This window comes from Salmonella enterica subsp. diarizonae (assembly GCF_008692785.1).
In the GTDB taxonomy this organism is placed as follows: Bacteria; Pseudomonadota; Gammaproteobacteria; order Enterobacterales; family Enterobacteriaceae; genus Salmonella; species Salmonella diarizonae.
In genome coordinates, this window is record NZ_VXJV01000005.1 from 24,319 (window position 1) to 47,821 (window position 23,503).

Genomic DNA, 23,503 nt, shown 5'->3' on the forward strand with positions numbered 1-23,503 from the left:
GGAACAGGCATATGCTGGAACAAATGGGCATTGCTGCTAAAGCGGCGTCGTATAAGCTGGCGCTGCTCTCCAGCCGCGAAAAAAATCGTGTGCTGGGAAAAATCGCTGATGAACTGGAAGCGCAGACCGAGACCATTCTCAGCGCCAATGTGCAGGATGTCGCGCAGGCGCGTGAAAACGGTCTGAGTGAAGCGATGCTGGATCGCCTGGCGCTAACCCCTGCGCGTCTGAAAGCGATCGCCGACGATGTGCGGCAGGTTTGCTATCTGACCGATCCGGTCGGGCAGGTGATCGACGGCGGTCTGCTGGACAGCGGGCTACGCCTGGAGCGCCGCCGCGTGCCGCTGGGCGTGATTGGCGTTATCTATGAGGCGCGTCCGAACGTTACCGTTGATGTGGCTTCTTTGTGTCTGAAAACCGGTAATGCGGTGATTCTACGCGGTGGGAAAGAGACGCATCGCACGAATGCTGCAACTGTTCGTGTCATTCAGAAGGCGCTGAAAGCGTGCGGTTTACCGGAGGCAGCGGTTCAGGCGATTGATAATCCGGAGCGTTCGCTGGTCAATGAAATGCTGCGTATGGATAAGTATATTGATATGCTTATCCCGCGCGGCGGCGCAGGCCTGCATAAGCTGTGCCGCGAGCAGTCGACGATCCCGGTGATTACCGGCGGGATTGGCGTGTGCCATATCTTTGTCGATAGCAGCGCAGAAATCGCCCCGGCGCTGAAGGTTATTGTTAACGCGAAAACCCAGCGCCCGAGCACCTGTAACACGGTGGAAACCTTGCTGGTGCATCAGGACATCGCAGAACGTTTTCTGCCTGCGCTGAGCCAGCAGATGGCGGAGAGCGGCGTGACGCTGCACGGTGATGAAATCGTCATGCAGGTAATGAGAGGCCCGGCTAAACGCGTTCCGCTGAAGCCAGAAGAACTCGACAACGAATTCCTGTCTCTGGACCTGAATGTGGTCATTGTCATGAACGTTGATGATGCGATTGACCATATCCGCGAACATGGTACTCAGCACTCCGATGCGATTTTGACGTGTGATATGCATAATGCTGCGCGTTTCGTGAACGAAGTGGATTCCGCTGCGGTTTATGTCAACGCCTCTACCCGTTTTACCGATGGCGGGCAGTTTGGGCTTGGCGCAGAAGTGGCGGTCAGCACGCAGAAATTACATGCCCGCGGTCCAATGGGGCTTGAAGCGCTTACCACCTATAAGTGGATAGGCTTTGGCGATGGTACGGTTCGTGCGTAATTAATGGCGAGCGGTGCAAAAATAGCCGGTTGAGTAGCAAGGCTATTGACGCACCGCTCGGTTAGTTTTAACCTTCTACCCCGTGATTCACCCATATGAACACACCCTTCTCAGGGCCGATATAGCTCAGTTGGTAGAGCAGCGCATTCGTAATGCGAAGGTCGTAGGTTCGACTCCTATTATCGGCACCAGTATTTTCAAATAGTTATCTTATATTCAAGTAAGCTACATTCTCCTCTTGTGCTGTATTTGTGACATTGCGACCAATAATAGCGTCAATTTTGCTCACGTGTTCAGTCAGGTGTCCCGCTGACAAATGAGCGTAGCGTTGAATCATTTCTGGCGTTTCCCATCCACCCGCCTCCTTGAGTGCAAGAAGATAAACTCCAGACTGAACCAGCCAGCTTGCTCTGGTGTGCCTTAAGTCATGGAATCGGAAGTTGCTAATGCCTGCCCGCTTTAGTGCTCCCTTCCATGCCTTATTGCTGTCGGTGCGCATTTTCCTGACGGCTGCGGTAAGCTGGGGGGATGCACAAACACCCATCGTTTATGGAGCCCTTGCTGTGCCGCTTCTTCTATCAGCTTCGCCTTCGCCAGTTTCATGGTCCCGTCTATCAACGGCTGAATGAGAAGTGTGTCCGGTGTCGTGCCTTCATGTAAAAAGACGAAGAATTCTGGTCTTGAACTGTCTGGAATCAGGAGCAGTGCATAGAGATAAAAAGGCGCTATTTATATAACGCTAGGACTCTTCAATTATACTCTTAAACGATCGGTATTACCTCTTGTAAGAGGTATGTTTAGGATCTACTGAGGTTTTGAAGCAGTTGCCGCATTCTGAAAATGGCAATTAAATAATGAGCAATTTATCTGCAATTGCCATCCAGCCTGCAGGTTCCTTAATTAATTTATCAACATGATGCTTTCCCCATACAAATCCAGTAAGGCCTTTGCGTTCAAATAATTCAAAGAGAATTGCCCTTGCCGGACCAGAGTCATCATTGTGTCGGCTGAAAGTTTCAATCAGTATTGTTTCTTGCATAGCCCGCCAGTGTAAATCTATTGCAGTGTAGCGGCATACATTAGAATACTTGAGATTTATCCCCACTTTTGCTGCTGAGCTTAACGAGCTACCAATAATGGATAGGGCAGTAGATAATACTGGCACGGCAGACAATACAGCAACGCTGACTTGTCCTCCACGGACGGCTAGTTTTAAATTCTTCATAGTGATAAGAACATCAAGCCAGGACTGAATGGTGGCGCTTTCTTTATACTTCATCGCAATGTCCCGAAAACCCGCTAAATGCCTCATCGTCGATGCGCAAGCTGCTCCTCCCTGGCCGACAGTTCCCACATCAACGCATGTCACCAGGGAACCACCAGCCCCTGCGATAGCAATAGCGGATGACGCTGCCGAAACGTAACCTCTTTTTCGCAGGTACTTAATAGTTTCTGGACTGGAGTTATCATCATGTTGATTCCATACAAACCATGGATTTGGCACAGGTATTACGGGATGGTTATTGATTAAGCTATGGAGTTCTTTGACGATTGTGGTGGTAGCATTAAATACAGGTATGTTTGTCAGGGTATCGATCAGGGCTGTGCCGCTATCAGCAATAGCCCAGAGTATCTCGTTTTTATCAACATCCTCTTTTGCAGCATCCACTATTTTTGTTCTGATTTCATCATAATATGAGTCTGTGTTCTTCATATTTTGTTCTCCTGTGAGCATTTAGAATAATGTATATAATTTTGTTTGAATTTTCATAGGGTGACCATTTTCTCGATAAATAAAGATAAAAGGAGTGTTTCTCATCAAGAGATTTAATGGTCTTAAAAGAAATTTTTATGGAGTAAATTTAGATTTTGTATATTATATAATATATTGTTTATGCTGCCTACCAAATCAAAACAATCGTTTACACACATCTTACCGAAGATGTAATATATATTATATGCTATTGATTTAATAACGCCATATAATAATTGGTGTAAAAATAGATACAAAGACTCTCATAAAAGTTAATTTCGACTTGTACTTAGTTTATCATATTGACTTAATATTAATTCGCTTTTGGTTAACATGAGGTCTTCAGCTAAAGCGTTATTTAATTCTTGATAGGCATTCCTGTGAAATATTGAACGCTCGCCAGTGAACAATGTTCTATAGTTATCATCCCATCCTGGTGCAGCTCTTCGCAGGTCATTTATTTCTGCTCTTATTTTGATTCCGTGATGAATGTTATCAATAATAAAAGCCTGTTGGTTCATATATTCAGTATAGCGTTCTATTGTTTTTTTCGACCAAATTGCGCGCTGAGAATATACGATTTCATTTAGCATATTATGTGTTTTGATTATTTCTTCGGGGGAGTAGCTTTGCCAATCCCCCTTTTCCTCTATGAAACAGTATATTCTGTTAAGTGGGATCTTTATTTGATCGTAAATACTGAGTCTTTTATCAATAAGTTTTGCTGATATATTACTTAACAACGTACGGTGCGCTTGCTGTTCGACTACACTATGTTGCACAACATAGGCAATAGAAGCAACCGATAATGAAATAATAACAGAAACGATAAGTTTAATGATTTCAATTTTACGAGTGAAAGATCTATCATTCATTTTGTTCCATTTCCAATAATCTACATCACTAAAGTAGTAGGTTAAATATTATAGGCGAACATGATACTATTTAATGTCTCGGCACCTATTAAGGTAGTTGGATAATTCTATTTGGTAGCATTATTTATATTATGCCACTAACAGAATTCAGTGACTGTTCGATAAAAAAACATAAATAATGCAAATGACTTATTCTACTGCTAATATCTTTTATAAACTACGTACTTTCCCGGTAAATTCCGTTGCTTTATGACAATTTTTAACGGGATAAGTACAAAATACATAGCATTACCTGGCTTTAAATTTAATTTATAACAAACAGACTATTAATTTAATAATAGTCTGTAAGAGTAACCTATGAGTAGCGCTATGCAAAAAATAGAGGCATAGATATACACTATCAAACCATATTTTTTAATTGGGCTAAACCAGCTTCATTAGAAGGAACTTTAAATCGACTCGAATCAAGACGAATTTGATTGCGAGAAATAGTTAATTGTCGATTTAATTGTTTTATGTTTTTTTCGATAGCCATTGCCTTTTGTGCATCCCGCGCACAACTATGCCATAAATTATGGCCTTTTAAATATTTTACCTTAACAATGTTTCGCTCTGTTGATCTACCCCACCGACCAGTATCTTTAACAATTACTGTCTCTTTTCTCATAAGTGAAGTCGATATATTAGTTAACAGTATATATTTACTGCTTGCTGTTTTCGCATTTAAACATTCATCTTTTTGTTTAGTGGTAATTTGAGAATGGGCAATATCGATGTCTTTTATTTTTTCATTCAGTTTTAACATAGATTCTTTATAGACTGGCATTAAGTTCACATGTTTTTGCGTAGCATCTTTTATGCTAGAAAAATGTTTCTCCATTCTCTCACTTGCAAGACAAGCGTCAGATTTTATCTGCGTAACATTTTTTAGCGCTTTACTGAGTTTCGCTAATTTTTCGCTTTCACAATGACTACCTTGTTTTTTTATAATATCGTGAAGCGAATTTAATATCGTTAAGTCAGCAAAAGAAATACGCTGATCATTCTTAATATACTTAGCTACTTCTTTATCAATGAATTTTATATCAGCCTTACTCAGGCGAAGTTTAGGTAAGTCCGCAACATTCTGATTTTGATCTTTTTTATAAGAGTTAATCGTTGTTAAAAAAGTTGAAAGATCTTTATGAGATAATTTCATAATTTATTCTCTGATTGTTTTGTCAGGGTTTCTTTATAGAATAGCATGTACGCATCATAACAATGAAGTCCATTTTTATTCTCGTTGTTGTGTAAAGTGCATTGTAGGGGCTCCTTGTTTAATTATTATTTCTTATGTTTCTTATTCTGGCCAGGTGTTTTACGTTCAAAAAATTAATTACCGGAATCTGTTAGCAATTCTGCATTTTTTCTTATTGTAAGTGCAAATAAATTGTCACGTAGCAACTTTATATTTGACTGTTTATTATGGAAAACTATTGGCGCCGGTTTTACAACCATCTTTTTAAGATCATTCAGGCCCTGGTCATTGTTTGTGATAAAAAATTTTTCTGCTAGTGTATCGATACGGATCTTGCTTTGGATGATACTTTTTTCCATTTTATCCAGATCTGAATTTAGCTTACGAATTTCATTAAGCTCACATTTAAACTGATCCCAGGTTAATGAACTTGCAGGAAGGTTAGATATGGCTTTTTGTATACTTTTAATATCCACGTCATTATATAAAGTAAGGTTATTGTTGATTGTTATTTTATTTGCACATGACTCAATAAAATCTTGAAATTTGATAAGGAGTTGTTTGCTATCTTTTTCTGCTATGCAGTCTGCAAATTTCTGTCTGGCCTGTTCTGGAATATTCTTTTCAGGTAAAGCACTAAGTTTTTCGTATAATATCTGAAAACGACAATCACGCTCTTGTTGCAGCCTGCTTTTATGTTGATCTAGTGCCTTAATATTGAGTTTAGTACTCGTAATAGCATCCCATGCCTTGCATGATTCAGATTTTATTTTTGATAAATCTCTAAGAGAGTTATTAAGCTTGGCTAATTTTTTAGCAGTACACTGGCTGCCTTGATTTTGGATGACATCGAACAGTTTATATAATTGTTCTCTATCGTGTGCAGAAATATACTCTTTATTCCTAATATACTTCGCAATTTGTTTATCAATAGACTTGATATGCAAGAAGCTAACATGCCCGGAGTGAGTATTATTGATATCAATATCCTTAGTACCATAAATAGATTCATTTAAATTATTTAAGAAGACTGGAAATGGTTGTGCTGAAGTTGATGTTTTCATTATCAATCCTAAAAGGTGTATTGCCATTATTGTTATTTTTACATGTTGAATCATGTTGATGGAAGTCTATTTTTATTATGATAAGTGTCGTGATTATGGACTATTCTTGATGTGTTTTTGGTTATTGCTAATGTAAAAAGAAAATTGATGATGGAAATATAATAGCATGTGAGGCTATTTTTATATAAAAATATTTTATTTATAGCTCTCTCATGATAATTTCTGCATTAAATCTGTCTTGTTACCAGAATTTATTTTCGTATAGTCGATGCTGGCGTTAGCATGTCGAAGGATTATCTATTAATAGACTGGATTGCTTCTTGCAAAGTGTGGACATTTTGACGAGGAGCATAGATCTGTTCCGTCATTGTGTTCCTGCATATTTATTTGAGAGCGTATAATATCAAGGACTAATTGAATTATCAGAGACCGAGGCTGGTACTGATGCTAACGATTGAACACGATTCTCTATGATTTTCATATGCGCATTATATGTCATGAAAAATATATGTTATACTCACATCCTTGTGAGTAAGGCTACGCTGACATATAAAAAATTGTATCACTATAATCAGATAATTTAGGTAATTTATTTATGGTGAACTCTGCGGTCGATCTGGTCTAAGTTAGTGTTTTTCCTAGACTAACGTTCCGATATCGACAGAATCTGATGTATCCTCCGTATAGACTGACGACGAATCACTGCTGTCAGATTCTATATCTTCCGCAAAATTGTCTATTCTCCCGGCTAACGATCCGTCTCTCGCGGCTAACGATCCGTTGCTACTAAGATCAGATCGGGCATCAGTGGCCGCCGCATACATATCATTTCCTCCCTCCTCAGGTGACGAGCCGGCATTGTCAGATGCAGTTATATCATCCTGTATTGCAGATGGTTTTTGGTTAACCGATTGATCTTTTACCTGTTTTTCAGCCAGTTTGTTGTGGTGGATGTTCGTAAAAAGTTTTGCAAAAATTGGTACTGAGAGCGCCGCCACGACGCTACCGAGCCCTTCTATTGCATCAAATCCGGAGCTCGAAATACCGGATTGTGTTACATTGGTTTGACTATTCACGTAATTTTCGACGGTTTGTTCAATGTTCCCCAGTTTGTTTATAACGGTCTGTGTTGATTGACTAATATCGTTGGCAGTGCTGCTGGCGTTAGCCAGAGTATCACTGACTTTGCTTATATCCGTCGCCTTTGCATTAATCCGGTCAATTGTAGAGCTTAACGCTGTGCTCGCCATATTTTTTGCTTGCTGCGCAATTTGAGTGGCTTGTTCTTCGCATTCCTCTTTTGCAGCAGTGGTCAATTGACCAGTTGGAACCAAGTTACCATAATCGTCGACTGTCATCTGTTGGTTATTTGGATCAGCGAAAGCAGTTGCCTCTGTCTGTACCAGCGCTGTATCATAAGCTTTCCTTTCGATGTCTGAAAGGATTTGATCTTGTGCTGAAGAAAGCCACTCTGCAACTTCAGTTATTTGTGTGACGTTGTCTTCACATTGTGTAGCAATATCGTTCAGCATACTGCTAATCTGATCTTCAAGCTCCACACTATTTTCCAGACTGGTAATCTCATCTTGTAAGTCGGCTGGAATATCAACAAGTTGATCTGCTTCCGCCGTGTCGGCAGTAGAACGCTCCCCTCGTAACGTGAAACCTAGCACATCAATACCTACCCCAAGAAGCAGCGTCGCTATGCCAATAATGGAGAAAAGTGTGTTATCAGATATTCGGTGCGTGTGTTTTTGTTTCGCCTCTTGCACAGGCGTTGCATTGAGTTCAACTTTATCTTTAGTAGAAGTATTGTTAATACTATCAATTAGTTGCAGATTATTATTGTTAGCTGAACTATGACTGTTTCCAGGAGCATTATTCTCAGATGAGCTCAAATTACCTCGCTCCTGAACATGATTGTTAGCTGAGCTACGGCGCTCTATATCAGCGTTATTCCCAAATGAGTTCAAATGACTATCAGGATTATGGGCATCACTGGCGATCCTGTCGTTAATGGCAGGCGTATTAGTACTCTGGTCGCGAGTGATGACACCAGACGTACTGGCATTTACGTTTGTTAAATTAGATGTATGCCCGACGGTCCCTTGCTTTTCAACACTCGTTGATGCCACGCAGCCGGTGTCTATCGGTAATAAGGAGCGTTTTTCTAACCGCATTTCTTTCGGTTGTACTACCTCCGATTTTAAGTTAGCAGTAGCAATACTTGCTTTATTCTCACCTCGCGATAACGCTTTATCCAGATAAGCAACTTTCTCCGAAAAGGCTTTCCTGTCAAATGTATTGCTATCAGAGCTAATATTATCCTTAATCGCCGTTGCAGAAGGGTGCTGTGAGGTAGCCTGCATCGCTCTTAGCTGCTTGCCCTTGTTAGAGGCTACTACTGACGCATTAGTTGTTGGACCGAATACTGAAGCAAATACTTGGGTTCCACGACCTGTAATATCACCACCGAAACGTTCATAAGCACCAACTACAGCGCTCATCCGTTCTGGTATGTTAGCTAAATTAGAACCTTTGTTGTTAAAAAAATCCGTTGCGGTAGTAAGGGGATCTTGATGATTTTTAATAAGTTCTTTCGTAAGAGCTGGAGCAAACCCATCGGCAAGGCCAGGTCTTTTTCTCCCGCTATGGTCGATAAGTCGAACTGTATTAAACGCTGAATCTTTCGGTGTATTATAAATTTCCTGTTTAATAGTACTTGTATTACCACCATTATTAAGGCCAGAAGCTCTGGGTGGTAAAGAGGGGGGGGGTTGGTATGCTAACTGGTATAGGCATGCTTAGCTCCTGAATTTAATTTACGTATATACTCATGATATTTCGAGTATCATTTGCGTTGGCTTTTTTACTTCAGCCATTTACTTCATTGTAAATGGCTGGGGATTCGTTGTGTCGCCGCTTGTCAGCAACTCTAATGACTTAAGGTATAAACGTACAGGTTAACCAAGAAATGATAAGTGAATCCGGGCAATAAGAGCAATAATAAAGTGACACTCATTATTCTTCCTCTGTGTCTATTTTTGGACTAATTAAAGTGTAATTTAATGGGTTGTTTTTTGTGGTGTGTTTTGCGACATTGGCAGTCGAATTGGAGAGGGAGGTTGCATACATAATGGCAACATGGCTGGATATTCCAGACATATTTTGGTTAGGGCATAAGAACAATAGCGGTGAGTGTATTGAGTTTACTGTTCAGATAAACTTTTTATCAGGGAAAATTATTGAGAACAGTGATTTTTGGTTATTGATGGTGAAGTTACCAACGCCGTCGGAGAAAGATGTAGCTCGCTGGATAACATGTAGCGGTGTACTTCTGGCTGCAAATGGTGCCTGGCAATACGGAATTATACAACGAGATAATATCTGGTGGTTGGTCCAGCGTTTTACGAATCAAGTGGAGTTATATGTACTATGCCAAAAAGTGAATGAGCACATTGCGGTAGCTACGCTTCTTGGTCGGAGGCTTCAAAATCAATTGCAGAATGTCATAACCAATGACAATCAATTCCGTTTATCGCATATGGTTAGAAATGGTTTAGTATGAGAGCATTGCTTTTTTTATTCATATTGATTTTATTGCCAATTGAGGCATTTTCTGCGTCTACCCTCGATTGGAAGGGGCCCCCTTTCTTTGTTATGACTCACGGTATGCTCGTGAGCGAACTGTTGAAAAATTTTGGTGCAAATTATGATATACCGGTAATTACCAGTCCGTCTATTCGAGATGTTTTTATCGGTCGCTTCGAAAAGGGTACGCCGGAACAGCAGTTGGATAGGCTTGCTCGTACTTATAATTTGGTTTGGTATTATGATGGTAAGGCGCTCTATGTTTACAAAAACAATGAAGTGAAATCTTCTGTTATTACGCCAGAATTTGATACTCGTGAACAGCTTAAGGAATATGTTCTTCAGGCAGGCGTTCTTGCTGAAGGGACATGCCAGCTTCGTCAAATTGGTGTTTCGCAATCTTTTGAGATCTATGGAGTCCCTGAATGTGTTAAGCATATCACAGATATAGCCAGCCAGCTAAGCGTTGCCTCGCGTAACCAGGCTCAGGTAGATCAACAAAAAGAAAATGTCCAGGTATTTCCATTAAAGTACGCATCTGCAACAGATGTAACTTATCAATATCGGAATCAGAGTGTAATAATTCCTGGTGTTGTGACGGTGTTACAGCGAATGAATAATTCGCAGGCAGTTAATAGTGCCAGCACACCAACACAGCTTAATGCAGCGCAACAGGAAACCGAAAGTAGTGGGCCAACATTTTCTGCTGACCCGCGTCAAAATGCAGTGGTTGTTCGTGACCGTGATGCCAATATGCCAATGTACCAACGTCTTATTTCACAGTTAGACCATCGGCAGGATGCGATTGAAATTACGGTGTCCATTATTGATGTTAATGCTGAAGATCTTGGCGCATTAGGTATTGATTGGGCTGCAAACGCTGATATAGGGGGAATGAACTTACAGCTTAATACCAATTTATCCAGCGGCAGTGGCTATGCGACTTCAGTGATCACTAATGCGAGCGATTTTATGGTCAGAGTCAATGCACTGGAGCAAAAATCCCAGGCAAAGGTGTTATCCCAACCTTCGGTGGTGACGTTGAATAACGTACAGGCTGTATTGGATAAAAATACAACGTTTTATACCAAATTAGTGGGGGACAAAGTTGCTAAGTTGGCCTCCATTACAAGTGGAACATTAATGCAGGTTACGCCACGCGTCGTAAAAAATGAGGCTGGAATTGCTGAAGTGTTGTTACTTTTAAGTATTCAGGATGGGAGCCAGCAGTCGTCAGCTCTTGGTGCGGATGGTATGCCGCAGGTTCAGAATTCAGAAATTGATACTCAGGCAACGTTAAAAAGTGGGCAAAGTTTGTTACTGGGGGGCTTTGTTCAGGATCAAGATATCGTAACGGAACGCAAAATTCCGTTATTAGGTGATATCTATTTGATTGGTAATTTTTTTAAAAGCAAGGAAACAACAAAAGTACAAACCGTGCGCCTATTTTTGATCAAAGCGGTACCACTTAAAATTTAAGAGGGCGTGATGGATTACGTATATAAAATAAAATTTTTAAATTCTTCTTTGGTCGGTCGTGAGCTGCTACTGCGAGAAGGTATATTTAGTATTGGGACAGGTGATTGTGATGTCTGGCTGGCTTTATCTGAGAGTGAAGAAAAACAGATAGAATTTGATATCAGCAGTCAGGGGATTAGTTTAACGAAGACCACTAAACTCTGGCGTAACGGCATTGAGGGGATTGCTCTTGCGGGTGAGCTTTTACCTTTACAGGCTACTCTTGATATAGCGGGTATACAGTTTGCCCTTGGGGAGATGGATAGTTGTCTGGATTCATTGATAGCTGTCACCCGCAAGAATAGTACTATATCATCAAATCACAATAGATTTATTATTATACTGATCATCGTGATGGTCATTGCCAGTTTAGTGTTAATGTGTGGTACAGGGTATTTAATCCATAATGCGCGAGCGAGAGAGAATTCTGTATTGCCAGATGTTGAGGTACAAAAGAAGTTAGTAGAACTTGAAAACCAACATGTTCTTCCTGGGGTTAAATTTTTCTGGGAAAAAAATGACGTGGTTAATATATCAGGACAATGCAAAAGTGAGAAGTTACTGCAACCAGTACTGGATTTCCTAAAAAATAATGATACCAATTACATACTGGATGTTATTTGCGATGATCGTCTAATACAGAATGTTATGGATGCCTTACAGATTAATGGTTTTGACCGGGTTTTCGCATATATGGATAAAGCTCCTGGAAAGGTGATTATTAGTGGTCAAATAGAAGAAGATCAACGGTGGCAACGGGTTGTTAAGCTTTTGAACGATATGCAGGGGCTACGTTCCTGGTCGGTTAAATCAGTAAATGATAAAGAGTTGGATGAATTGATTAGTGACTTGCGCAAGTTGAAATTATTGCCAATGTTGAGCATTCAACGTGTAGATGACCGTATTATTGTGAGTGGACGTCTCAATCTTCAGGAGCGTAACTCATTGTATACTTTAATTCGACATCATATGCTTTCTTATCCGGGAACACAGGAAATTATCTACCAGAATATTAACACTAGTTCGAGTGCGCTGGGTATTTTACCTGCTCCTGTTGCGAGTATTGGTGGTAATAGTGATTTTCCTTATGTCATTCTGGACGATGGTACTCGCTTGCAAAAAGGGGCTGTGCTGCCTGGGGGGTATCAAATCGTGAATATCGACAGTATTAACGGTATCGAACTTACTAAACGTGGGGAGCTATTGCATCTACCCTTGGGATTATGACATGACAAAAAATCGTTTTGTAAATATTATTGGCAATGTCACCGAAAGTAATGAGAAATTAAGATGTGATCCATACGGAACACATTTCTTTCAATTGCAGGAAATACTTACCGAAGCTATTAATGGGAAAAATAATTTCCCTGAAATTTACCGGGAGTCGCTAGTTCATGCGTTACTATCTGGTATACGTGTTATTGAAAGAGTGTCGATGAATTATCGGCATAAGAATCCCTGACATTGACTTTTGAAAGGACGGGCTATGAATGGTATTGATGATATTCAGGCGAACATAGAGCGTGAACGATATAAACTTATTTCTGAAGTAGAACGTTTTGAAAAATTAAAAGTAACCTATGAACAGTTAGTCGAGAAAGCAAAGACTGACCCTAAAATTTCTTCTCAGCTAAAAGAGTTTGAGGTATTACATGGGGAAATATTGTTGCAGGATATGGCGAATATTGCGGACCAAATCCGCCGGGCAAAAGAACAGTACCAATCTCTAAAACGAATGGTTGCTATCGCTAATACTTCTTCAGTGAATGTGCAACCTCAAAAGATAGATGGTAACGCTACGCCTGAAAGAAAAGAGGCGTTAAAGCCAAAATTGTATAAAAGTTTTATGTAGAAACAAATTTAACACGGACTATCATATGTATTCGAATACCGAAGTAAGTGCAACGTCAAACCAGTTTTATACATCATCAGTAGTTGCAGCTTCAACAGCTGAAACATCAATGATGGTATCAGAAATGAGTGTATTTAGTGTCATCTGTCTACTTTATGTTGAACACTGTTATGCAGTTGTCGGTTTAGTCGCGAACGTGGGGCAGCAATATAACGTTCAGACAGAAAATGAGTTGGCATGTCAAAAAATGTCCAATGAAACAAATGAAGTGCTTGTCAACGTGCAAAATGAAGTGGATCAAAATAATAATCCTAATGAGACGGCGGCATTGCCTGATGATGTTGTCGATTATATCAACGACAATGCCATTATTATAACAGGTGTAACTGATGGAGGTGAGGGCGGTACTTTTTCACCTATTAGTACCGATGATAAATTTAATGAAGGGCAATTACAAGCTATCAAGGGGCAGTTTGATATTATGTCGACATCATATTCAGATTCGAATAGTAAATATCAACTTGAGTTACAGGTTGCGTTACAGGCTTTAACTCAGAGTATTACTGCCATTTCACAGACAATGTCTAAATCTAACCAGGTTATTACTCAAATAGTCTCAAACTTTAAATAGTTTTTGGAGGTCTATATGCAAATCTTAGGCGTAAATTCTACCAGCAGCGCTGATGTTGGTAGAAATTTAATGACCATCAAATTTATGAACAGAATAAATATGTTACTTTCTGTTCAGAGTCAAGCCATTCAAAATAAAGGAGAGATTGCTGGTATCAAGCAGCAGCAGCAAGATGCAATCGACACTCAGAAGAAGAATGAAGACGAGTATAAAAAAGAGCAACGTCATCGTATCCTTCATGCCATTGTGAGTATCATTGCGCATGTAATTAATTTAGTCATGACTATCGTTCGACCGGTTAAACATATTGCTAAAGCGGCCAGGAAAGCAGTGACCAAAACGGTACGTAAAAGTATAGGGAAGGCGAGCCAGGGTTTGATGCAGCATATCGGGTTATCGCAACCGATGAAGCGCATGGCTGGGGGCGCTAAGAAAGCCCTTAAAACCGGTGTTGAAAAACCAGGCATGGGTAAGCGTGCATTAACTCATATTGCTAACGGTGGCGCTAAGCGCTTTATCAAGCGCACCGCAGTGATTGATGGTATCAGCGGTGGTCTGAACGGTATTGGCGATGGTGTTTTTAAGGTACAAACAGCCAAAATAAAAAATGCCATTGATAATTTGCAGAACAATATTGATCTTATCAGTACAAACTATGAGCTTTCTGAGTCTCTCAAGCAGAAAGAGCAGGATAATATCAAAAAGCAGGTTGATGCAAATATACAAATGCTAGAAAACGTTACATCTGCAGTAAATTCAATGGGCAACCTACAGATGCAAGTTTTGACTAATGCCGTATAACTAATCCTGGAGTATAAAATTATGGCAACAACGATTACTGGCACTACCAGCAACGTAGCGGTACAAAGCGGTAATGTTTCCGGTCAGTCAATGGACATGACCTCTTTTGACCTGAAAGAACAAATCATTGCTACTTTTAAAGAGCTGGCAGAGCAGGCATGTGAGATTCGCAACATGCAGTTGACGTCGGCGACGACTCAGGAGGTGAGCTCTTGGGGTCGTCAGGTGTCCTCATTTCAACATCAACGCGATTCTGCGAGTAAGACGATGAAATCTACAATTCTTGCCGGTGCAGGTGAAGTGGTGGGTGGCATTGTTTCAATGGGATGTTCGTTTGGTGGGCATGTTGCATCTAAAGGTATCACTCATAAGGAGCGATACAACCGTCGTCAAGCGCTGAAGGGTGCTAAAGGATTAGCGGGAGATGCGCTCGATAACTATCTTAAGGCTAATGAGAGACCCCTTAATCCACATAGTAAGTTAGGTATATTAGGGCAATGTGGTGAGCCTATCGGTAAATTGATTAGCCAGCCCTTTTCGATTGGAGGGAGCATCATTGGTTCCGGGGCTAAGAAATTAGATTCTATCGCTGAGATGGATAAATATAATAGTAATTTGGCATTGAATAATGCAAAGCAATATGCAGATGCTGGTAAAAAAATTTCCAGTCAATTTGCCACTGTTGCTAGTTCTCTGGCCTCGGCCGCAGAGCGCTTTTCTCGTGCGATTACAGCCGTAGCAGGCTAATACTTAGTGGCCTGCATAGCAGGCCACTATTAATTATCATTTAATGGAATATTGCCATGAGTAGTCTTGAAAATGTTAATGCTCAACTATTACAGACCGCTAATAATAACTGGAGTAATGTGCAAAACATGATGTCTCCTTCTGATCTAAATAATCCACTTGATATGTTACGCATTCAAGAATGGGCTCAACAATATTCAACGGCAGTGCAACTTGATAGTGCTGTAATAAAAATGTTCAAGGATCTTCTGTCCGGTATTACGTCAAAAATATAATGAACAGTATACAAAAACGATTATTAGTAGAGTGCTTAATAATGGCTGCGCAGTATAATATGCGTTCTGAAGGTAATTCTATCCTTGACGTTCTACCTTTCCTGGTTGCAGATGAGAATGATAGAGCACTCTGTGAAGCCCTCTATTATGTTTTACTTAAGGATGAAGCTGCTTTTTTTAGTGTAAGAGAATTACTCTCACCTGAAATGAATAAAAAACTCGATTTTTTTATCTTAAATTAATAAATGGTGGTTTATGGACGTATCAGTAGTAACAAATTCGACACTACAATCTTTACCTTCAAATGATGTGGCTACGCATATCAATGTTCCTGATGTAAAGGATATTGAGGAATTTAAAAGAATGATGGCAGCTTCACAACCAGTACCAGAAGCTAATCTTGTAAATGGAATACAGCAACAGCAGGAATTGTATGCCAATACTATTGCGAAAATAAATTCAGTTGCTGACACCGATCTTATGCATGGAACAAAGGTTGATAGTGCGACAAATTTACTAAATACCCAATATGCGCTTTTCAATTTGTCTTTCAATCTGGATCTTACCGCGAAGGTTGCTGGGCAATTTTCTCAGGCTGTTAATAAATTGACGACGATGCAATGACACGTTTTTTTAGGTTTTTAAGTCTATTGATACTTGTTACGTTGCTCTGTGGTTGTAAGGCCGAGCTTTATGACAATTTATCTCAGGATGAAGCTAACCAAATGGTTGCTCTGCTGCTGTCCCAGCATATTGATGTAGATAAAACTGTAAATAAAAATGGCTTATTTTCTATATCAATTGATAAAAGTGACTTTATTTCTGCTGTTGAGATACTTCGCCTTCACGGTTACCCGCAAAAAAAATATCGTAATGTGGAGGATGTTTTTCCCAGTGACCAGTTGGTTACTTCTCCTGGGCAGGAGTTAAGTAAGATTGTTTATCTAAAAGAGCAGAATATTGAAAGAATGCTATCTGATATGGATGGTGTTATTTCTGCACGTGTGTCTATTGCTCAATCTATGCCTACTGATGATGCTCCAGAGGAACAGATGTCATCAGTATCAGTGTTTATTAAATATTCACCAGAAACTAATTTACAAAACTCTGTTACTCAGATTAAAGGGTTAGTTCATGACAGCATTCCCGATCTTGATTATGACAAAATTAGCATAGTTTTACAGCCTGTTCACTACCTCAATTCGGGTATTAAAATTGTAAAAAACGAGACAGTTAAAGACTGGCTAAATATTTATGGTTTCTGGCTTGCTATGACGCTAGTGGGGGGGGGCATGGATAATTTTCCTTGGCAGTATTTTCTAATTAAAAATAAAGAACGGAAAAGAAAAATTTCACAGAACGGATAATGATATATGTTTCATGACAAGGAGTATCAAATTCTAGTTCGTCTATATGCTTGTCCTGGTGAGTTTATACACGGACAGTACTGGGCGCTGTATGAATTAAGCCACTGGCTTGATGACTACCAGATGTTTCCGGCGCTTCGTCCGTCGATTGATCATCTGCTCCACCACCACTTAGGATGGAAATGGCATACACAAGCAGCAGAAATGTCCCCGTGCCAGAGACAATGGATTACCTGGATACCAAAACTTCCCGTCATGCTAACGGCTTTGGGGCTGATATCTCTTAATAGTATAGACTATTTTTTACTAGGTGATTATCGCAGGGTGCTAATTAATCTATTAGGTGAGGTGACTGTTAATCAGCTTTTTTCCTTATGGCACGGTGAAAATTCCGCGCCTACAGTTGCGGCGCATGAATTACCTGCAGTTTCCTTTTCTTTAGGACTGCAAATTTTTTCTCAGATAGTTGGTGATGACTGGATTGGTAATATGATTATGCATACATTACCCCCTATAGAATATAGCGATGTAGAGCAGTTGAGACAGAATGAATTAGATGATATAAATTCAATGCTGGCACGGATTGGGAGGTTTATTTGAACGTTAAAAATGGACAGATTCTCTTTGGGTTTCCGGTAGAACATCTCTCTTATGCACCAGAACCTACTAAGTTAATAATATCACCTGATGACCTGGCAGAATATTATCATGTAAATAATGACATCGTCAGAGCCCGAGGTTTAGCTGCCAGATCTATCAGAAGAATGCGCAGGAAGCAGCGACAACTTTGTATTGCTCAGCAGCAGAAGCTTGCTGAGGAAAATAAATCTCAGTTAAAACAATTGATCATCGAAAATAAAAATGAACGAAAGAAATTATTGGCTGAGACCGTGAAATGGCTAGTTGAAGAACAGGATATCGAGCGGCAGCTATATTTTTCGGCGATGCAAAAAGCCCGTCAATGGACTATTGAGGCCCTCCAACTGTGGGGGATTGAAGCTGATTGGGATAGTGCTATCTATATGCGCGTCAAAACAATGCTTAAACAGTTCCAAAAAGAACCTAACTTAGTCCTGGCGCTACCTTCGCAGGACAAGGCAAACGCATTCGAGCAAAATTTATTAGCTGATTGTGAATACTCACAACATATTTTTCAGGTTGTGGTTGATTCTAATCTTGAATCCTGGCAGGCAACGTTAGGTAATTCGCTAGTTAGTGTCTTAATTGATATGCACGCGGAATTAGATGACATTCTGCAACAATTGCGTAGCCAGCCTGTAGCCAGCACAGTAATGACGGCGGAAGAGAATGGACAAGATTAGTTATTCGCAGCCGGTTTCATTGTGGCATGGACAAACCCGGGAGGAACTTGAGAGGAAAGTTGAAACGCGCCAGCAGTTACAGGATGCGTTACCCGCAAATGATATTGAGGCCGCATTAAGTGAAATGCAGGATGTGGCGTTGCAGGATACCATGGAGGATATGAGCCTGATGCTGGGAAACCGGCTAAAAGGAAAAATGCAACGTACCCTGGGTTCGGGTGATGATGAAAGGATTGAACGTGATGAGCAGCTTGCTTTATTAGCAGAACAGGTGGTTGGGGATAAACTTGAAGCTGTTCTGAATAATGTCAGCGCGAGTGGAACAGAGGATTTATTAACGCTGTTCCGTCAGGGGGCGTTGAACTTTAGTGAGGCGGCATTATTGTTGGCGGCTGAAGCGGGTTCGCTAGCGCCAGGAAGTAAGCGTCGTAAACAGATCTCTTCCCGGTTAGATGAATTACTTGCAGAACATCAGGATTGGGTTTTGGCGATGTTTGCTGAGCTGGAGTTAGGCTCTATAAACTCTGATGCAATGCAATCTATGCAGCGTATTATCCGAAAGCATCACCAACAGGATCAGGAGGGCAGTAACCCAGAAGGGGTGTGGCAGTGGTTTAATGAGATCAAAAAATGGTCAGATCGCGCCAGCCGCATTCGCATTCTTATACATACTTTTGCATATGAACTTTCTGCAGGGGGGGATGGTACTGTAAGCCCTCGTCTGATTACAACATTGATGGATTTGAAGAAGTTACTGGTGTTTCTCGGTATGGAGGATACAGCTCGTAGACTGGCTAACGTCATTGGTCTTTCAGAAGATGAAGCATTAAGTGAAATACTGCTTTTGATAGAACAACGCTGGATGTATTCGGAGTGGTTAGCGAACCGAATTCAACAACTTCGTATAAAAGATAATAAACGCGTATTGTATCTTATCAGGATGAACGAGGTTGTTAAATTTCTTCCCGATATCTGTTTCCTGGACTTACAACAAAGAAATCAACTGTCTGAAGCTATCGAAGAGTACATCAACCAATTAAGCCAATAATACTGTATATGAGAATATTGCGATGATTTTGAATTTACAGATGATAAGTAAGCTCGAACTATTTTTCTCATTTTGTGGAATTCACAGAATTAATATTACCTCGCAAAATACATTTTCAGTCGGTTCCTTTATTGCACAAGTTAATGCCGTGGGTATTGGCGCGAAAATTGAGTTGGTTTTGATATTAAAAATAAATGCGCCACGGCCCGATATTGCACTAAGGATGTGTCAAAGTATGCGACCGGAGTCTATTTTTGGAGTTGTTGGGAGCTTTTTTTTCGTCAATAATCGCTTGTCATTGAGTTGCCTGCTGCCTGAAGAGTTAGGTGCTGAAGATTGGTATCGAATTTTCGAATATCAAAAGGATTATATGCTTTCATTTTTGAGTGAACAATGAAGAACGTTACTTTATCTGATCTGGCGAAGATTAGTAGATATCAGGGGGCAATCTTAGCTACGGTACTGGTTTTGGCCGTATTTATGATGATACTACCACTACCGACAGAGGTAGTGGATGTACTGATTGCTTTCAATCTGATGTTTTCGCTTGTGTTATTGATGGTCGTTGTTTATTTGAATAATGCTGTTGAGTTTTCAGTATTTCCTTCGTTATTACTTATTACTACCTTATATCGCCTGTCTTTAACTGTGAGTACTTCCAGATTGATTTTGCTACAGCACGATGCTGGCAACATTGTCTATGCTTTTGGTAATTTCGTTGTTGGTGGAAACCTGACCGTTGGACTAATTATCTTTTCTATTATTACCATTGTGCAGTTTATTGTTATTACCAAGGGGTCTGAACGTGTTGCTGAGGTTAGCGCACGATTCTCTCTTGATGGTATGCCCGGAAAGCAGATGAGTATTGATGGTGATTTACGTGCTGGCTCCATTACCGTTGAGCAGGCGGCCATGCGTAGGGAAATGGTTCAGCACGAAAGTAAACTGTATGGTTCTATGGATGGTGCCATGAAGTTCGTAAAAGGGGATGCGATTGCCAGTATCATTGTTATTTTGGTCAATATTTTTGGTGGGATGGCGATTGGCGTAATGCATGAAGGTATGAGAATCTCAGAGGCGCTTTCCACCTATTCCATACTTTCTGTTGGCGATGGCCTGGTTGCGCAAATACCTGCTCTATTGATCTCTATTACCGCCGGTGTGCTGGTCACGCGAGTACCTGGAGTAAAAGGTAAAACAAATCTCGCCACCGAACTGTTTCATCAACTTAGTGGCCGCAGTATGCCACTTATCATTGCAAGCTCTGTTCTTGTGATTTTCGCTTTTATTCCTGGATTTCCTGCCGCAGTATTTTTACCTATGGCTGCTCTTATTGGGATAGTCGGTTATCTTGTTTACCGGCGAGGAGATCATGGTGATGATACTCATAGCGCTGAACAAGGGAATAATGGCAGCACTAATTTGTCTCCGGGAGTAGAGCCACTATTAGTACGAGTGCATTCTTCCATTGATGAGGGGGGGCTCTCTGATGCGCTGGAAGCATTACGCTGGCGTTTTTTTGAAAATTATGGAATCGCATTAGGTAAAATTAGAGTTGAAAAATTGGGGAGTGAAGAGGAAGGCGACACGCCTAAAGTGGTCTTCTGTCTTTATCACGAACCTGTCTGTGAAGTCTTTCTGGTGGCAGACCATCCCTATATGGCTACTTCTGGCGCCTCGCTGACGGAGGTACAATCGGGGGTGTACAAGCAAAAATTGTTGTCTGGCGTGGATATATATTGGTTAAGTGAAGAGGCCAAAGATCAGGTTTTATCCCAGGGGGATACCGTTTATGAATGTGCACGAGGTTTAACCTGGTGCCTTGAAGTGATACTTGAGCGAAATGCGAAAGAGTTTATTGGCGTACAAGAGACACGCTACCTGATGGATGCTATGGAGAGCAACTATTCGGAACTGGTTAAAGAACTGCAACGACAGGTGCAGCTAAATCGCGTTTCTGATGTATTACAGCGTTTAGTGGAAGAAGGGGTTTCGATTCGTGACTTACGTACTATTTTTGAGACGCTCATTATTTGGTCACCAAAGGAAAAGGATATTGTCACGTTGACTGAATATGTTCGTGTTGCATTAAAGAGACAAATAGTTAATCGGCAACACAAAAAGGGTACAGGGAAGGTATGGATCATCGGTTCTAATATCGAAAATCTTATTCGTGAATCAATACGACAGTCTGTTGCAGGAGCTTATTCGGCAATGGAGCCAGATGTTACTCAGAATATCACAGATCGAATCGCACAGGTGCTTGGTGATCACCAGCAGGGGATTGTGTTAACCGCTATTGATACCCGGCGTTACTTACGAAAAATGATTGAGTCGGAACATTTTATGTTTTCTGTTCTTTCATTTATGGAAGTAAATGATGTAAACGAATTTGATGTTATGGGGGGAATTGACCTGATAGGTGATGTCTCCTGATGCGCAAACCCGATATAGGTAAATTAATTACTAGTATTAATGCGACACAAATGCAGGGAAAGTTACATGCCCCAAGAGTTATACCTGTTGGTTACCTGACGGAGGTTAATACAACAGTGTTAAAGGCATATTTGCCGTGGGCTCATTTGGGTGAGCTTTGCTATATCGGTGCGCAGAGATTACTGGCAGAGGTGGTGTCACTACAGGATGGTTATGCCTGCTTATCTCTCTTTGATATCGCTGTTGGGCTACGGTGTGGAACATCTGTCGTTGCTTCTGGTGCTGAGTATCAAATCGCCGTCGGTGATTTTCTGCTGGGTAAAACGTTAGATGGATTAGGACGTTTGCCAAATAGCAGCGATATTCCTTATGGGGTGGAATATCGTCCTTTAGAATCGGCCCCACCAGACCCCATGGAAAGGGCATTAATTGAAGAGATTTTACCTGTCGGTGTCAGGGCGATCGACGCTACACTCACCTGTGGCCGTGGGCAGCGATTAGGGATTTTTGCTGCGGCCGGCGGGGGGAAAAGCACGTTGTTGAGTATGCTCTGCGATGGGGTTGAAGCTGACGTTATTGTACTAGCCCTTGTTGGAGAACGTGGACGTGAAGTTCGTGAATTTCTCGAATATACACTGAGCGACTATGCTCGCTCACGCTGTGTCACAGTAGTGGCGACTTCAGAGAGAGCCGCGTTAGAACGCCTGAAAGCTTCTTTCGTTGCGACAACAATAGCAGAGTATTTCCGTGATCAGGGTAAAAACGTTGTACTCATGATCGATTCTCTCACACGCTATGCCCGTGCAGCGCGAGAGGTGGGGTTATCCAGTGGTGAACCACCGGTTGCTTCGGGATTTCCACCCTCCGTTTTTGCAACGTTGCCACGTTTGCTTGAACGAGCCGGGAACGGCAAGGTTGGCAGCATAACTGCTTTTTATACAGTGTTGGTTGAAGGGGACAATATGAATGAGCCGATAGCCGATGAGGTTCGTTCTATTCTTGACGGTCACATTGTATTGTCACGAAAGCTTGCCGAGGCCAATCATTATCCCGCAATAGATGTTAGCGCCAGCGTTAGTAGGGTGATGCGGCAAATTGTAACTAGTGAGCATATGAGGTTGGCCGGGCATTTACGAACATTAATAGCCTTGTATCGTGAAATTGAATTACTGGTTCGTGTAGGGGAATACAGAGAAGGGCAGGATCCTGATGCTGATAAGGCATTAAGGTGCTGGCCCGTAATACAGCAGTTTCTACAGCAGGCCGCGGGTAATCCACAATCACTATCGGAAACGCTAGAATTGCTGAAGTTAGCAGTGGAATAGCCAGTATGCTTCATCAGCTTATGAAGATTAAACAGCATAGAGAAAGAGGACTCAGAAACGAACTGGCTCATACAACGCGTTTGCGTCACCAAGTTGAGCAAGAGATATCTCTCCTGCAACAACATCGGAATGAAATAAAAGATAAATGGCAATTAGCATGCCTGGAGTTAACGGGAGTCATAGATCACAGAGTGTTAATAAGATGGAGTGAACATATGCATAGTTATCAATTAAAATATGAGGCTATTGGACAGCAAATTTCAATGCAGCAACAGCTCCATACGCGACTGACTCAGGAAGAAATAGAGTTACAAGGCATGTTAAGACAAGTACTAAGATCACAAGATAAAATAAACTATATGATTTTAGAAGGCGTTGATAATTGATGCCTTACGACAT

The 23,503-nt window shown here is 41.1% G+C and carries 25 protein-coding genes, 1 tRNA gene and 1 pseudogene; 21 read left to right on the forward strand and 6 right to left on the reverse strand.

All coding sequences use genetic code 11. From position 1 onward, the window contains the following. The first annotated feature begins 11 nt into the window (after positions 1-11). Positions 12-1,262: a glutamate-5-semialdehyde dehydrogenase gene (gene proA / locus F4V72_RS11280; RefSeq protein WP_114048575.1), complete on the forward strand. Its 1,251-nt coding sequence runs from the start codon at positions 12-14 to the stop codon at positions 1,260-1,262. 115 nt (positions 1,263-1,377) lie between these two features. Beyond that, positions 1,378-1,453: transfer RNA gene (locus tag F4V72_RS11285), tRNA-Thr, on the forward strand. Positions 1,454-1,467: 14 nt separating this feature from the next. Here F4V72_RS11285 and F4V72_RS11290 read toward each other — a convergent pair. The 6 genes and pseudogenes from F4V72_RS11290 to F4V72_RS11315 all read right to left on the reverse strand — a co-directional run. Further along, a pseudogene (locus F4V72_RS11290) lies at positions 1,468-1,826 on the reverse strand (tyrosine-type recombinase/integrase); the annotation flags it as partial. Between the two features lie 283 nt (positions 1,827-2,109). Then, complete coding sequence (locus F4V72_RS11295) at positions 2,110-2,976, reverse strand: hypothetical protein (protein ID WP_053510592.1); 867 nt, start codon at positions 2,974-2,976, stop codon at positions 2,110-2,112. Positions 2,977-3,287: 311 nt separating this feature from the next. After that, on the reverse strand, positions 3,288-3,890 hold the full coding sequence (locus tag F4V72_RS11300; protein WP_053510590.1) for a hypothetical protein: 603 nt from the start codon (positions 3,888-3,890) through the stop codon (positions 3,288-3,290). Between the two features lie 400 nt (positions 3,891-4,290). Then, positions 4,291-5,088, reverse strand: coding sequence for a hypothetical protein (locus tag F4V72_RS11305; protein WP_136058465.1), 798 nt, complete (start codon positions 5,086-5,088; stop codon positions 4,291-4,293). 173 nt (positions 5,089-5,261) lie between these two features. Continuing rightward, positions 5,262-6,191 carry a hypothetical protein gene (locus F4V72_RS11310; RefSeq protein WP_080070063.1) on the reverse strand — a complete coding sequence of 310 codons (930 nt, stop codon included), beginning with the start codon at positions 6,189-6,191 and terminating at the stop codon, positions 5,262-5,264. A gap of 638 nt (positions 6,192-6,829) precedes the next feature. Continuing rightward, positions 6,830-8,698 carry a Tir intimin-binding domain-containing protein gene (locus tag F4V72_RS11315; RefSeq protein WP_136058464.1) on the reverse strand — a complete coding sequence of 623 codons (1,869 nt, stop codon included), beginning with the start codon at positions 8,696-8,698 and terminating at the stop codon, positions 6,830-6,832. Between the two features lie 629 nt (positions 8,699-9,327). Between F4V72_RS11315 and F4V72_RS11320 the strand changes: the two genes are divergently transcribed. Genes F4V72_RS11320 through F4V72_RS11410 form a run of 19 tightly spaced genes read left to right on the forward strand, consistent with a single transcriptional unit; the run spans position 9,328 to position 23,490 of the window. Next, positions 9,328-9,759, forward strand: a complete 432-nt coding sequence (locus F4V72_RS11320; RefSeq protein WP_129382477.1) for a hypothetical protein — start codon at positions 9,328-9,330, stop codon at positions 9,757-9,759. Continuing rightward, on the forward strand, positions 9,756-11,261 hold the full coding sequence (locus F4V72_RS11325; RefSeq protein WP_063390163.1) for an EscC/YscC/HrcC family type III secretion system outer membrane ring protein: 1,506 nt from the start codon (positions 9,756-9,758) through the stop codon (positions 11,259-11,261). The genes F4V72_RS11320 and F4V72_RS11325 overlap by 4 nt, the downstream gene beginning before the upstream one ends. Positions 11,262-11,270: 9 nt before the next feature. Beyond that, a complete protein-coding gene (gene sctD / locus F4V72_RS11330; protein WP_136058463.1) occupies positions 11,271-12,527 on the forward strand; it encodes a type III secretion system inner membrane ring subunit SctD in 1,257 nt (418 codons plus the stop codon). Between the two features lies 1 nt (position 12,528). Next, a complete protein-coding gene (locus F4V72_RS11335; RefSeq protein WP_136058462.1) occupies positions 12,529-12,762 on the forward strand; it encodes a hypothetical protein in 234 nt (77 codons plus the stop codon). Positions 12,763-12,786: 24 nt separating this feature from the next. Further along, entirely contained in the window at positions 12,787-13,152 is a 366-nt protein-coding gene (locus F4V72_RS11340) for a hypothetical protein (protein ID WP_136058461.1), read from the forward strand. Positions 13,153-13,177: 25 nt separating this feature from the next. Further along, positions 13,178-13,783, forward strand: coding sequence for a hypothetical protein (locus F4V72_RS11345; protein ID WP_114048588.1), 606 nt, complete (start codon positions 13,178-13,180; stop codon positions 13,781-13,783). A 15-nt stretch (positions 13,784-13,798) separates the two neighbouring features. Continuing rightward, positions 13,799-14,584 (forward strand): type III secretion system translocon subunit SctE, encoded by a 786-nt coding sequence (gene sctE / locus F4V72_RS11350; RefSeq protein WP_053508691.1) that lies wholly within the window; start codon positions 13,799-13,801, stop codon positions 14,582-14,584. A gap of 21 nt (positions 14,585-14,605) precedes the next feature. Further along, complete coding sequence (locus tag F4V72_RS11355; RefSeq protein WP_053529178.1) at positions 14,606-15,331, forward strand: hypothetical protein; 726 nt, start codon at positions 14,606-14,608, stop codon at positions 15,329-15,331. A 56-nt stretch (positions 15,332-15,387) separates the two neighbouring features. Then, positions 15,388-15,606: a type III secretion system needle filament subunit SctF gene (gene sctF, locus F4V72_RS11360; protein WP_053529179.1), complete on the forward strand. Its 219-nt coding sequence runs from the start codon at positions 15,388-15,390 to the stop codon at positions 15,604-15,606. A 41-nt stretch (positions 15,607-15,647) separates the two neighbouring features. Next, the gene (locus tag F4V72_RS11365; RefSeq protein ID WP_170245757.1) at positions 15,648-15,848 is read left to right on the forward strand and encodes a DUF1039 domain-containing protein; all 201 of its coding nucleotides are present in this window, start codon (positions 15,648-15,650) and stop codon (positions 15,846-15,848) included. A gap of 13 nt (positions 15,849-15,861) precedes the next feature. Beyond that, positions 15,862-16,230, forward strand: coding sequence for a type III secretion system inner rod subunit SctI (gene sctI, locus F4V72_RS11370; protein WP_071891247.1), 369 nt, complete (start codon positions 15,862-15,864; stop codon positions 16,228-16,230). Then, complete coding sequence (gene sctJ / locus F4V72_RS11375) at positions 16,227-16,973, forward strand: type III secretion system inner membrane ring lipoprotein SctJ (protein WP_150342452.1); 747 nt, start codon at positions 16,227-16,229, stop codon at positions 16,971-16,973. Before sctI ends, sctJ begins: the two co-directional genes overlap by 4 nt. Before the next feature lie 6 nt (positions 16,974-16,979). Beyond that, a complete protein-coding gene (locus F4V72_RS11380; protein ID WP_080070068.1) occupies positions 16,980-17,573 on the forward strand; it encodes a type III secretion system domain-containing protein in 594 nt (197 codons plus the stop codon). Beyond that, positions 17,570-18,295, forward strand: coding sequence for a hypothetical protein (locus tag F4V72_RS11385; protein WP_136058458.1), 726 nt, complete (start codon positions 17,570-17,572; stop codon positions 18,293-18,295). Before F4V72_RS11380 ends, F4V72_RS11385 begins: the two co-directional genes overlap by 4 nt. Further along, a complete protein-coding gene (locus tag F4V72_RS11390) occupies positions 18,282-19,343 on the forward strand; it encodes a TyeA family type III secretion system gatekeeper subunit (protein WP_053529185.1) in 1,062 nt (353 codons plus the stop codon). Before F4V72_RS11385 ends, F4V72_RS11390 begins: the two co-directional genes overlap by 14 nt. 22 nt (positions 19,344-19,365) lie before the next feature. Further along, positions 19,366-19,740, forward strand: coding sequence for a hypothetical protein (locus tag F4V72_RS11395; protein WP_053529186.1), 375 nt, complete (start codon positions 19,366-19,368; stop codon positions 19,738-19,740). Then, complete coding sequence (gene sctV, locus F4V72_RS11400; RefSeq protein ID WP_136058457.1) at positions 19,737-21,779, forward strand: type III secretion system export apparatus subunit SctV; 2,043 nt, start codon at positions 19,737-19,739, stop codon at positions 21,777-21,779. Before F4V72_RS11395 ends, sctV begins: the two co-directional genes overlap by 4 nt. Continuing rightward, complete coding sequence (locus tag F4V72_RS11405) at positions 21,779-23,104, forward strand: FliI/YscN family ATPase (protein ID WP_053508669.1); 1,326 nt, start codon at positions 21,779-21,781, stop codon at positions 23,102-23,104. The genes sctV and F4V72_RS11405 overlap by 1 nt, the downstream gene beginning before the upstream one ends. Before the next feature lie 5 nt (positions 23,105-23,109). Further along, positions 23,110-23,490 (forward strand): hypothetical protein, encoded by a 381-nt coding sequence (locus tag F4V72_RS11410; protein WP_136058456.1) that lies wholly within the window; start codon positions 23,110-23,112, stop codon positions 23,488-23,490. Positions 23,491-23,503 lie beyond the last annotated feature (13 nt).